The sequence below is a fragment of the Methylomonas sp. MgM2 genome (assembly GCF_054172045.1).
In genome coordinates this window covers 1-12,727 of sequence record NZ_JBSYXO010000060.1, presented here as the reverse complement: position 1 = coordinate 12,727, position 12,727 = coordinate 1, and the positions used below count along the sequence as shown (strand labels likewise).

The 12,727-nt window shown below is 49.9% G+C and carries 12 protein-coding genes; 9 read left to right on the top strand and 3 right to left on the bottom strand.

All coding sequences use genetic code 11. The features are described from left to right. The first annotated feature begins 128 nt into the window (after positions 1–128). Both ACW73I_RS22220 and ACW73I_RS22215 read left to right on the top strand, forming a co-directional pair. Positions 129–644: an adenine phosphoribosyltransferase gene (locus ACW73I_RS22220; protein WP_458031695.1), complete on the top strand. Its 516-nt coding sequence runs from the start codon at positions 129–131 to the stop codon at positions 642–644. Positions 645–857: 213 nt separating this feature from the next. After that, a complete protein-coding gene (locus tag ACW73I_RS22215; protein ID WP_458031694.1) occupies positions 858–1,988 on the top strand; it encodes an aminotransferase class V-fold PLP-dependent enzyme in 1,131 nt (376 codons plus the stop codon). A gap of 110 nt (positions 1,989–2,098) precedes the next feature. Here the strand turns inward: ACW73I_RS22215 and ACW73I_RS22210 are convergent, their stop codons facing one another. Genes ACW73I_RS22210 through hpnH form a run of 3 tightly spaced genes read right to left on the bottom strand, consistent with a single transcriptional unit; the run spans position 2,099 to position 4,777 of the window. Beyond that, positions 2,099–2,995, bottom strand: a complete 897-nt coding sequence (locus ACW73I_RS22210; RefSeq protein ID WP_458031693.1) for an MlaA family lipoprotein — start codon at positions 2,993–2,995, stop codon at positions 2,099–2,101. Positions 2,996–3,016: 21 nt separating this feature from the next. Next, positions 3,017–3,628 (bottom strand): ABC transporter substrate-binding protein, encoded by a 612-nt coding sequence (locus tag ACW73I_RS22205; protein ID WP_458031692.1) that lies wholly within the window; start codon positions 3,626–3,628, stop codon positions 3,017–3,019. 48 nt (positions 3,629–3,676) lie between these two features. After that, entirely contained in the window at positions 3,677–4,777 is a 1,101-nt protein-coding gene (hpnH, locus tag ACW73I_RS22200) for an adenosyl-hopene transferase HpnH (RefSeq protein ID WP_458031691.1), read from the bottom strand. Positions 4,778–5,233: 456 nt separating this feature from the next. Between hpnH and ACW73I_RS22195 the strand changes: the two genes are divergently transcribed. The 7 genes from ACW73I_RS22195 to ACW73I_RS22165 all read left to right on the top strand — a co-directional run. Next, positions 5,234–6,322 (top strand): phytoene/squalene synthase family protein, encoded by a 1,089-nt coding sequence (locus tag ACW73I_RS22195; protein ID WP_458031690.1) that lies wholly within the window; start codon positions 5,234–5,236, stop codon positions 6,320–6,322. Positions 6,323–6,331: 9 nt separating this feature from the next. Next, on the top strand, positions 6,332–8,290 hold the full coding sequence (gene shc, locus ACW73I_RS22190) for a squalene--hopene cyclase (protein WP_458031689.1): 1,959 nt from the start codon (positions 6,332–6,334) through the stop codon (positions 8,288–8,290). Beyond that, a complete protein-coding gene (locus tag ACW73I_RS22185; protein ID WP_458031688.1) occupies positions 8,290–9,057 on the top strand; it encodes a phosphorylase family protein in 768 nt (255 codons plus the stop codon). Before shc ends, ACW73I_RS22185 begins: the two co-directional genes overlap by 1 nt. Positions 9,058–9,139: 82 nt before the next feature. After that, complete coding sequence (locus ACW73I_RS22180) at positions 9,140–10,525, top strand: aspartate aminotransferase family protein (RefSeq protein WP_458031687.1); 1,386 nt, start codon at positions 9,140–9,142, stop codon at positions 10,523–10,525. A gap of 12 nt (positions 10,526–10,537) precedes the next feature. Continuing rightward, the gene (locus ACW73I_RS22175) at positions 10,538–10,888 is read left to right on the top strand and encodes a copper resistance CopC family protein (protein ID WP_458031686.1); all 351 of its coding nucleotides are present in this window, start codon (positions 10,538–10,540) and stop codon (positions 10,886–10,888) included. A gap of 14 nt (positions 10,889–10,902) precedes the next feature. After that, positions 10,903–12,534, top strand: a complete 1,632-nt coding sequence (locus ACW73I_RS22170) for a copper resistance D family protein (protein ID WP_458031685.1) — start codon at positions 10,903–10,905, stop codon at positions 12,532–12,534. A gap of 2 nt (positions 12,535–12,536) precedes the next feature. Then, on the top strand, positions 12,537–12,727 hold a 191-nt coding region (locus ACW73I_RS22165; RefSeq protein ID WP_458031684.1), incomplete at its 3' end, for a 1-deoxy-D-xylulose-5-phosphate synthase N-terminal domain-containing protein.

Below are 12,727 nucleotides of genomic sequence, written 5' to 3'. Positions count from 1 at the left end.
ATCGGCCTGCCCGACCGCTTCGTCGAACAGGGCGGCCGCGAGGAATTGCTCGGCCTAGTCGGATTGGATTCTCAGGGGATCCTAGCGAAAATCGAAGCTTTTTGGATCTAATACAAATTGGAACAGCAATGGAACGATTAAAAAGCAAAATCCGAGACATTCCCGACTTCCCGAGACCGGGCATTGTGTTCAAAGACATCACCCCGTTGGTCAAAGATCCATTCGCACTCAGACTAACCGTGCACCAACTGTTGCACCCATTTTTGGGTCGCGACATTACCGCGGTTGCCGGCATGGAGGCTCGCGGCTTTATTTTCGGATCGCTAGTTGCCTGGGAACTAGCCGTACCGTTTGTGCCGCTACGCAAACCCGGCAAATTACCTTACGAAGTGCACAGCGTTTCCTACGACCTGGAATACGGCTCGGCGGAACTACAAGTACATAAAGACGCGTTCAATGAAAACGACAAGGTGCTATTGATCGACGACTTGCTTGCAACCGGCGGCACAGCCAAAGCCAGTTGCGAATTAATTGAAAAATTAGGCGCGAGCATAGTCGCTTGCGCGTTCGTGGTGGAATTGGATTTTCTAGCCGGCAGAAACCTATTGCAGGGCTATGAAGTGCACTCGTTGCTGCATTATTAGATTTGTTGCCTCTCCGCATTTATCCCGGCCCGCTAGTCGCCGAAAACTAGCGAGCCGACAGCCATTTTAGGCTGCCGGCAATTTACCCTATATCCGTCTCCATTTTCAATTTCCGCTTAACGGCTATATCATTGGGTCGCACTACTTCGGCCGATTGACCGAAAATCGCGTTTCGTTTAAGCGCCAGCTTCCCCATTTCTACTGAACAAACTCATGAGACACCCGGAATTTCCATTGACCGACGAGCTGATTTATCTGAACCACGCCGCAGTGGCGCCTTGGCCGAAGCGGACGCGCGATGCGGTGATCCGATTCGCAGAGCAGAACTGCCGCTATGGCTCGCATTTCTATCCCGACTGGTTGAAAAAAGAATCCGAACTACGCCGCCAGTTGCAAACGCTGATCAACGCCCCGTCAAGCGCCGACATCGCCTTGGTTAAAAACACCTCGGAAGCCTTGTCCTTCGTCGCCTACGGCTTAGCGTGGCAAGCCGGCGACAACATCGTCACCAGCGACGAGGAGTTCCCGTCCAACCGTTTGCCGTGGCAATCGCTAGCAGATCAGGGCGTGGAGCTACGCCAAGCCGCTATCTCGAATACCGATAGTCCCGAAGAAGCCTTATTCGCCTTGGTGGATGGGCATACCCGATTGCTGACCGTCAGCTCAATCCAGTTCGCGTCGGGCTTGCGTTTGGATTTGGAGCGCATCGGCGATTTTTGCAAGCAACGCGGCATCTTGTTTTGCATCGACGCTATCCAAAGCATCGGTGCCGTGCAGTTCGATGTTCAGGCCTACCAGGCCGATTTCGTGATGGCGGACGGCCATAAATGGATGTTCGGCCCGGAAGGCTTGGGCGTGTTTTACTCGACTCCCGAAGCCAGAGAGCGTTTAAAACTAACTCAGTACGGTTGGCATATGATGAAAAATACGCACAATTACGAAAACAAGCCTTGGGAGGCGCATCCCACTGCCCGAAGATTTGAGTGCGGCAGCCCGAACATGGTTGGTATTCATGCTCTTTCCGCCAGCTTATCTTTGTTGCTGGAGCAAGGAATGGAAACGACTGAATCGTTAGTAATCGAACGTGGCGATTATCTAAAAGAATCTATCGCTACTAACAAAAATTTGGTGTTATTGTCCGAGCGAAACGCTCGATTGAAATCGGGCATTGTGGTCTTCAAGCATCGGACAATCCCCAACGAAGTGCTTTACGAATACTTACAAAAAAACGGCGTCGTCTGCGCCATGCGCGGTGGAGGCATTCGATTTTCTCCGCACTTTTACAACACTTACGAAGAAATGAAGCAAGCCGTCCAGCTAGCTTCAAATTTCGACAGCAATTAGTTTCGAAATACCATCGATACTATTTGCTGCTCAGCTTTCAATACTGTTGAGAGGTTGGGCTCGGATAAGCGGCAAATCGCATCGAAGGACATTAACATGCTGTCGAAAGCTTAGTGTTCGCGAACCGAAACATTGTCAACATTCGCATCGGCCTTATTTTCTATTCGATTGTCGACATTATTGGTTTCAAGCTTGCTGTCGACTGGTTTTTCGACAGACGCGCCGTCGTCAGCGTCATCAAACGCAGCTTCAACGTCGAAGTCCAAGCTTTCGGCTTCGGACTTGCCATCGTTAATCAGATTATTGCGATATTGTAGAAATGACTCGCGGGTAAACACATACGGGTCTAGCGCAGCCTCATCGATAAAGTTTAACGCGCCCTCGGCATTCGCTCTGTCATTGATGCCCTCGATAATACCGGTGCCGGGCACGTATGTACTTGGATTTGCCGCCCTGTCAAATATAACGCCTCCACCATCGCGCAATGTGGTCGGACCAAGAACCGGCAAAACCAAATAAGGGCCTTGGCCCACCCCCCAAACGGCTAATGTCTGGCCAAAATCTTCAACATTGGCCTCCAATCCAATTTCCGTAGCCACATCGAACAAGCCTAATAAACCGATTGTTGAATTCGCCAGAAAACGCCCCCAATCGGAACCGCCCTGCTCGAATTTACCCTGAAGCAGGTCATTCAATACAACATTAATGCCTTTCAGGTTGTTAAAGAAATTGGTAACACCGGTCTGCATAAAGCCGGGCGTGATGAAGCGATAACCGTCGGCAACTGGCTTCAGCAAATATTTGTCTAAGCCCACGTTAAATCCGTACATCGACCGATTAAAGCCTTCGTAAGGGTCGACCGGGTTCACTTCGGGTGCACTTGAAAAATCAGCACCACCGGTTGCCGGCTCAGTACCGGCACAACCGGTAACCGCCAGCGCACCTAAAAGCAACAAAGCGTGAGTTAAAGATGCGCGACCTTTACCTGAATAACGAGGGGTATACATTAAATACAATTCCTGAAAAACTTATTGTTTAGCGTAACTCTCTATTTTCTCATCGATTTTAGCGATTAATGCGTCGAATCCTTCGCGATTCAAGACGCTGGTGTAATCCGACCGCTTCAAGGCCAAATCGCTAACACCGTCTGCAATTATATTGATAATTTGCCAACTATCGTCTTTTTTCTTCATCATGTAGTCGAATTTAACATCCTTTTCGCCCGGAATTTTTAAATTAGTATGTACCACAATGCCGCCTCGACCGGTTTCTTCTTCTGAAATAAAGCTAAAAGACTCTCCGGAAAAATCTTTGAAATTGTGCGCGTAAGCGGAGACGCTTAATTGACTAAATACGGCTTCCAACTTGGCCTGTTGTTCTGAAGTCAAATTCTCCCATTCTTTGCCGACCACGATTCGGGCGATTTTGGGAAGATCGTGACTCTTTCGTACAGCCGCATCCAGTTTGTCGTAGCGCCCTTGAAAACCTAATTCCTTACCCTGCTTCATGACATCGATAAGCTTATTCTGAAACTCTTCCACTACTTGTCTAGCAGACTTTTCCTCCGCCAATGTCAATGGTGACAAGGTAATCAACAGCAGAATAATGAAGCTAAAATAAATTGTTTTTAATGTCGTCATACCTAAATGCCATCAGTTCAAAGATACCCCTTATTAGGCTTAGCACACTCAAGATTCTATCTTGATCGGAATATCGGCTATCGAGGACTTACCAAGCTCCACATATTCAGGCATTTTTTCCGCAACCATAGCACCTGAAACTTTAGGTCCCCGGATATTGGTCCAAAATGCTTTCAGCGGATTTGCCAATGTATCTTCAACGGCTGTCGCCTCATAGCCGCAATGCGCCATGCAATTCGCACATTTTGGGTTTTTGACCGTGCCATATTTATGCCATGGCGTAGTATCCAGCAATTCTTGGAAGGAGCCCGCGTTGCCTTCATCAGCCAGCAAATAACAAGGCTTTTGCCAACCGAATACGTTACGCGTTGGATTACCCCATGGCGTACAGTTATAACCTTGGTTGCCCGCCAAGAAGTCTAAATATAGCGAAGAGTGATTCAACTTCCATTTGCGCTTTTTGCCGATTTTGAAAATGCCGCGGAATAGGTTTTTGACATCCGCACCTCTGATGAAGACGTCTTGTTTCGGCGCACGCTCATAACTGAATCCTGGGGCGATAGTCACACCCTCGACCCCTAGATCCATGCAATAATCCAAAAACTCGGCCACCTCTTCCGGCGTTTCGCCTTGGAATAAGGTACAGTTAACCGTTACGCGAAAACCCTTACTCAATGCCAGTTTAATGGCTTCGACTGCAATATCAAACACACCGTCCTGACAGACAGATGTATCATGCCGACTTTTCAAACCATCTAAGTGCACTGAAAAAGTCAGGTAAGGCGATGGCTTGTAGTCATTGATGCGTTTCCTGAGCAATAAAGCATTAGTACACAAATAGACGAACTTTTTACGAGCAACAATGCCTTCGACGATTTGAGGCATTTCCTTATGGATCAAAGGCTCTCCCCCCGGAATCGACACCATGGGCGCACCGCATTCGTCCACCGCGTCTAAACATTCTTTGACCGACAAGCGCCTGTCAAGAATCTCGTCGGGGTAGTCAATTTTGCCGCACCCGGCACAAGCAAGATTGCATCTGAACAACGGCTCAAGCATCAAAACCAAAGGATATTTTTTTTTACCTTTAAGCTTTTGTTTGATCAAATAACTACCTACGGTCAATTGTTGACGTAAAGGAACACTCACGACGCACTCTCCAAATAACTAAACCATCCCGCAAAAGCCCTTGTCACAAAAAAACAACAACAAGGACAACTGCACAAATTCTGATATTCAGGCCGTATAAATATTACAATATGCAAAAAATCTCAGCGAACCGTACGACCCGGATGTTGCTAGAATACTACTTTTTTACCATTTGCTCCAGTATAAACGAAAAAACACAAGCCATTGCCATCACCATTCCTAACGGCAATCATAATTTCTCATCAACCGCACCCCATCCCTTTCGTCAAGTTCCATATAGAAAAATTACCTTAATTAACAATAAAAAACCATCTATTTTCAAACTGTTTTTTAGTCCAAAAGGCATAGAAAAACAAAACCGATGATCAAGTATTTGCCATAAAACAACATCACTTTGCAAAATACCAACAAACAGTCTATTATTGCTTCAACAATTTGGCTGGCTATTAAAGGCTCATGAACGGACCTCAACCATTCAACAACACGTCATTTCTCATGCAATTACCGGACACCGAGCTACAGGCTATGTTGCTTGAGGGCGTATCGCGCACGTTTGCACTCACTATTCCTCAACTACCCGAAAAACTGTATCCGGCGGTCGCCAACGCTTATTTGTTATGTCGCATAGTCGACACGATAGAAGACGAAGTTTCTCTGACAGCGGAACAGAAAAAACGTTTCTGCAGCAAATTCATTCAAATCGTGAAAACGGGGCAAGACGCTAAATCGTTTGCCGAAGAATTGGCCCCATTGCTATCCGAGCAGACCATTCCGGCCGAACACAGTCTGATTCATCTTATTCCGCGAGTAATCGCGATAACGCACAAATTAGATGCGGCACAAGTCGAAGCATTGGCTTGTTGCGTCGAAACCATGGCGGGAGGCATGCCTATATACCAGGCGCTTGATCTACGTGCCGGCCTGAAAACCATGAAACACATGGATGAATATTGCTATTACGTAGCGGGCTGCGTAGGTGAAATGCTGGCAAAATTGTTCTGTCATTATTCGCCGGAGATCAACCAACACCGCGATCGCTTGCTTGAATTGTCGGTATCTTTCGGCCAAGGCCTACAAATGACCAACATCTTGAAGGACATCTGGGATGACGCAAAACGTGGCGTATGTTGGCTGCCGCAAGACGTTTTTACCGAGACCGGTTTCGATTTGGCGGACCTGACGCCTGAAACCGATGACCCGCGTTTCCGCTTGGGCTTGGAACATCTCATCAGTATCGCTCATGGTCATCTACAAAATGCCTTAACGTACACCCAACTGTTGCCGAGCGGTGAGACCGGCATTCGCAACTTCTGTTTATGGGCATTAGGCATGGCGGTGTTGACCCTGAAGAAGCTTAAACACAACCTGAACTTCAACGAGTCCGATCAAGTAAAGATCAGCCGCAATAGCGTTAAAGCCACAGTCTTGATTTGCAAGCTGACTGCACGCAACAACTTTTTACTTTCTTTAGTTTTTAATTTGACCAGTAAGGAACTCAAAACTCCTGATTGGCAATATTTACCCGAATCGCACACTGGAGAATAAGGAATCGCCATGTTTACAGAATCCCCTATCGAAACCAGCAGCAACGACACTCAACATAACAACCCCGCCAATCGAAACATTTCCGGCGCCCTGAATGCCGCGATTGAACGCGCGCAAAGCAAATTACTGAGCCTGCAGAATCCGGACGGCTACTGGGTATTCGAGCTGGAAGCCGATTGCACCATTCCGGCCGAATACATCATGATGATGCATTATCTGGATGACATTAACGAAGAACTGCAAAGCAAAATAGCGGTCTATTTGCGTAGCCGGCAAAACCCGGACGGCAGCTATCCCCTGTTCACGGGCGGGCCGGGCGACATCAGCTGTAGCGTAAAAGTTTACTACGCCCTGAAAATGGCCGGCGACGCTGTAGACGCACCGCATATGGTGCGGCTGCGCGAATGGATACTGGCTCAAGGTGGTGCCGCCCGAGCCAACGTATTTACCAGAATTGCGCTGGCGATGTTCGAGCAGATACCGTGGCGCGGCGTACCCTATATCCCCGTGGAAATCATGTTATTGCCTGCCTGGTTTCCATTTCATCTGAACAAGGTTTCATATTGGTCGCGCACCGTTATGGTGCCGCTTTTTATTCTGTGCACACTGAAAGCCAAGGCCAAAAATCCGAATAAGGTAGACATCTTAGAATTGTTCGTCGTTCACCCGGACAAGGAAAAGCACTACTTCCCGGAACGCACACTGCTGAACAAATGTTTCCTGGCATTGGACAAAATCGGCCGCGTCACCGAGCCGCTGATCCCGCAACGCACGCGCAAACAGGCGATCGACAAAGCTGTGTCGTGGTTCACCGAACGCCTGAATGGCGAAGATGGTCTCGGCGGTATTTTTCCGGCCATGGTCAACGCCTATGAAGCGATGTTGTTGTTGGACTTCCCGAACGATCATCCTAATGTCGTGATCGCCCGCAAAGCCATCGACAAATTATTGGTCGTCAACGATAACGAGGCCTATTGCCAGCCATGTTTATCGCCCGTCTGGGATACCGGTTTGGCTAGCCTGGCGCTGCTAGAAGCCGACAAACAAGGAAATGCCGCCGCATTGGGCCGGGCCTACGATTGGTTGAAAAGCGTACAGTTATCGGACGAAGCAGGCGACTGGCGCGTTCAGCGCCCCGAATTAGCCGGCGGCGGCTGGGCCTTCCAATTCGCCAACCCCTATTATCCGGACGTTGACGACACCGCCGTCGTCGCTTTCTCTATGGCCGAGTCCGGCCAAGCCGGCATGGAAGAATCCATTCACCGCGCCGCCCGTTGGATAGTCGGAATGCAATCCGAAAACGGCGGTTACGGTGCGTTTGATGTGGATAACACCTGTTATTATCTGAACGAGATCCCGTTCGCCGACCACGGCGCGCTGCTCGACCCGCCAACCGTGGATGTCAGTGCTCGCTGCGCGATGCTGATGGCGAGCGTTTCCAAAGACCATCCCGACTACTTGCCCGCCCTGCAGCGAGCCATCGATTACATCCGTAGCGAACAGGAGATCGACGGCTCCTGGTTCGGCCGTTGGGGCAGCAATTATATCTATGGAACTTGGTCTGTGCTCTTGGGTCTCGAGCAAACCAGCCTGCCCAAAACCGATGCCATGTACACCAAAGCGGTAGCTTGGTTGAAAAGCGTGCAACGTGAAGACGGCGGCTGGGGCGAAGATAACCTAAGCTACCACGACGACAAAAAATACCGCGGCCGATACGAATTCAGCACGGCCTTCCAGACCGCCTGGGCAGTGCTTGGCTTGATTGCGGCGGGCGAATTCAACAGCCCGGAAGTCAAGGCCGGAATCGACTTCATATTGCGTAACCAACAAGGCGACGGTGTTTGGAACGACCCGTGCTTCACGGCACCGGGCTTTCCGCGGGTTTTCTATTTGAAATACCACGGTTACGATAAATTCTTTCCGCTTTGGGCACTGGCCAGGTATCGTAACGAATTGGCAAAACTGTAGTGACCGAATCCGCCGAATCAACGCATGTCTCGATCAGCGATGCCGACACCCTTGTCGGCATTGTCGTTGCGCTGCCTGAAGAACTGCGCACTCTGACGGACAAGAAACTATCTCGGGGCGAATGCTGCAGAGTCAACAACACCTGGATCTGCTATAGCGGCACGGGAATGACGAATGCGGCCGACGCCGCACGGAGTTTGATCGACAAAGGCGTAAAACGGCTACTAAGCTGGGGCTGTGCAGCCGGTTTAGCCAAGCACTTAAAACCAGGCGACTTGATAGTTACCGAACATGTCATCAGTGAACGGGACCGGTTTGACGCGGATGCTTCCTGGCGCGAGGATATTCAGCGAATATTGGATAAAGCCATATCCGTAAAATACGGCCCGCTATTTACCAGCGCAAAGCTGATTAGCCGTAACCAGGACAAACAAAAGATTCACCATAGCAGTCAAGCAGTTGCTCTGGACATGGAAAGCGCCGCAATTGCAGAAGTTGCCGCGAACTGTAACGTCCCTTTTATTGCGATCCGCAGCATTGCCGATCCGGCGAACATGGATTTGCCGCGAGCCGTGCAGGCCGGATTGAACGATGAAGGACAAGTGGAATTACCCAAGCTGCTGCGTTTTTTGTTTTGCCACCCATGGGAAATCGTTAGCTTGATTCGGCTGGGCCTGCATTTCCGTGCCGCGCAACAAACATTGAAATTCGTTGCCAAACAGTTGGGGATACCGGATAGCCAACCCGCCGCCCCGATAGTGAATTGAGCCACTATGAAGCGCTCATTTTTCAATCTGATTCATTACTGGCCGGTCGAGACCGCGTCAGTCCGTAATTAAGAGGTATTAAATGTCTTTTAGCATTGCCGATCTTTTTAATCAGCATTTCGACGAAAAATTCGATCTACACGAACACTATTTGAACAACCAAATGGTGCGGGTGCTGCGAACCATCGGTTACGACAGAAACTATAAAAAAGCCATCGGCCAATATCTATACGACGAGGACAATAACGAATATTTGGACTTGTTGAGCGGCTTTGGCGCCTTTGCGATCGGCCGTAATCACCCTACCGTCATTGCTGCCTTGCAAGAAACCTTGTCCATGGAGTTACCGAATCTGGTGCAAATGGACGTTTCATTGCTCAGCGGCTTGCTCGCCAAAGATATCCTGAACACCTGTCCCGACAATCTGGATAAGATGTTCTTCTGTAATTCCGGGACCGAAGCGGTGGAAGCGGCCATTAAATTCGCCCGTTACACCACGAAAAAGTCTCGCATAGTCCATTGCGAACATGCGTTTCACGGACTGACCCTGGGTTCGTTGTCTTTGAACGGCGAGGAAATTTTCCGCGAAGGTTTCGGGCCCTTGCTGCCGAGCTGCAGCGCCGTGCCGTTTAACGATCTGGCCGCCTTGGAGAAAGAACTCAGCTGCAAAGACGTCGCCGCTTTCATCGTCGAGCCGATTCAAGGTAAAGGCGTTAATGTTCCCGATGACAATTATCTGCCGGAAGTAGAACGTCTCTGTAAAAAATACGGCGCATTGTTCGTCGCCGACGAAATCCAAACCGGCATAGGCCGCACCGGTAAATTCTGGGCCATCGACCACTGGGGCGTCAAACCCGACATGATACTAATGGCAAAAGCCTTGTCCGGCGGATTCGTGCCGGTCGGCGGTGTCGCGATGACCGGCAAAATCATGGACACGGTGTTCAACCGCATGGACCGCGCCGTTGTGCATGGATCGACATTCTCGAAAAACAACATGGCAATGGCGGCCGGCCTGGCCACATTGGAAGTGATGCGCGCCGAGAACTTAGTGGAAAACAGTGCCAAAGTCGGCGAAGACATTATCACTACCATCAACGCGATGAGCGAAAAGTATGAATTCTTGAAAGAAGCGCGCGGCAAGGGTTCCATGATCGCGATCGAATTCCATGCGCCGAAAAGTTTAGGCCTGAAAGCGGCCTGGGCCATGCTGGAAGCCGCTAACAAAGGCCTGTTCTGCCAAATGATTACCATACCGCTGTTCAAGGAACACCGTATTCTGAGCCAAGTCGCCGGACACGGTATGAACGTCGTCAAATTCCTGCCGCCCTTGAACCTAAACCAAAAGGACCGCGATTGGATCATCGGCTCGATGGACAAAACCATAGCCGACACGCACAACGTCACCGGTTCGATTTGGACGCTGGGCAAAAACCTGGCTAGCCATGCATTAAAAAATAGAAAATAGGAGTAGCAACAGATGCGTTTTCTCAAATCAGCTTTATTGATATTGGTTTTGACGAACAGCGCCGGTGTTTTCGCTCACGCCGTCGTCACAAAAAACTCCTTAGAGTTAAAACCGGTGCCGGTCAATCAAGCCAGCCAAGTTGAGTTATCGTTTAACTCCAAGGTCGAACTGGACTTATCCGAAATTTTGCTGGTTAGTGCGGGCGACAAAATGCAAGTCATTTCCGCGACGCCCGGCCTAAAACCGGGCACGGTGTTGCTGGACCTGCCGGCCCTGGAACCAGGCGAATATGCGATTAAATTAAAAATCTTCGCGGCCGACGGCCACTTAAGCGAAGACTTGCTGCATTTTTTTGTTAAATAGCCTAATTAAGAAGTATGGAAGGCATTGCGGATTATCTCGATTCACTGATCGGCGGCGTCGATCTGACCTTTTATTCGATCGCCATAGGCGGTTTATTGTGGGGATATTTGATTCTGCGTCCTTGGGATGAAGATTCGAACTATAACAACACCTTGTTGAAAAAAACCGCCGATCTGATCCAGTTCGGCAGCAAAGCTCTGGTCATTACCCAATTGTCCAAGATCGGCCTGAAAATATGGCTAATGGCTGCGACTTTGGGTAAATCGCCGTTCCCGGCATTTTTAAACACCGTGCAATTCCAAGCCGGCTTGGCGCGGGCTGCTTCGGCTTTCGCGATGTTTTGGTTTGTCAAATGCGTGCTGCAAGAAAACCTACGCTCCAAGGAACGCTGGACTCAAGCCTGCGCGATTATTCTACCGTTAGCCATGTCCGCCGCCTGGTTGGTTCACGGCGCCAGCCGCCTGGATGATAGGGCCTTGTTAATGACCTTGACGGTCTGTCATCAGATTGCAGCCGCCGTTTGGGTAGGAAGCATTTTTCAGTTGCTGCTGATTTGGCGCATGAAAAAACAAAACTTGATTGCCATCGATACCTGGCCGCTTATGCTGAAACGTTTTTCCGGCCTCGGCATCGCCGCAGTTACCGCATTATTGCTAACCGGCAGTCCGTTGGCTTGGTATTACATCCGGACCTTCCAAGGCTTTATCGGTGCCGGATACGGCAATTTGCTGATGGTCAAAATCATGATGATGTCTTTGGCTTTAGGTTTCGCCTGGATGAACCGCCAAGCGGTCATGAACTATTTCGAGAACCGCAGTCTCCATGCGTTGACCGCGCGCGTTCCTTATTATATCGAAGCCGAATCGCTGGTTCTGATTACGATATTGTTTACGGCGGCTAGTTTGGCTTCTCAACCTCCCTCGGTCGATATACCGCACTTGACGGCAAGCTGGGAAGAAGTGCTGAAGATGTTCAAGCCCCGTATCCCGCGCTTCATATCGCCAACTCACGAGGCGCTACTCGCCGGCGAAGCCGGACGCGTCGCGATCGTGGGCCAAGTGCCGTCCGAAGCGGCAACGGCCTGGTCCGATTACAACCACAACATCTCCGGCATATTTTTAACCGTAATGAGTATCTTCGCCATGCTGTCTTACTGGCCGCGCTATCACCATTGGGCGCGTTTTTGGCCGGTCGGATTCATGTTGCTGGGGGTATTCCTGTTTTTCCGCAGCGATGCCGAAACCTGGCCATTAGGTCCGATCGGCTTCTGGGACAGCACTTTCAATAATGGCGAGGTCTTACAACATCGCTTAGCGACATTGCTCGTGTTCGCCTTGGGCTGGATGGAAATGCGCGCGCGCGTTAGCGACAATCCGGGCATTTTGCCGTTCATCTTTCCGATTCTTGCCGCCTTCGGCGGCATGATGCTACTTGCCCACTCACATGTCGGGTTTGAAGCGAAAACGGCCTTTTTAATTCAGGTCGGACATACCTTGATGGGTGTTTTTTCACTGATTCTTGCTTGCGGCCGCTGGCTGGAACTCAAACTTGATTCCCCCGGTAAAAACATAGCCGGTTTTGTCTCAGTGTTCGCCTTGTTCCAAATAGGCGTCATTTTGATGTTCTATCGTGAACCCTTGTACTGATTATGAACCTGAAAAAAGATTGCGCCCTATTGAGTAACATTCATAGTCCGGCGGATGTACGCGCGTTATCCAAAGACCAACTAAAACAATTATCCGACGAAGTCAGGGCCTACCTTACCCACACGGTGAGCCTATCGGGCGGGCATTTCTCGGCCGGCTTGGGCACGGTGGAATTGACCGTGGCCTTGCATTA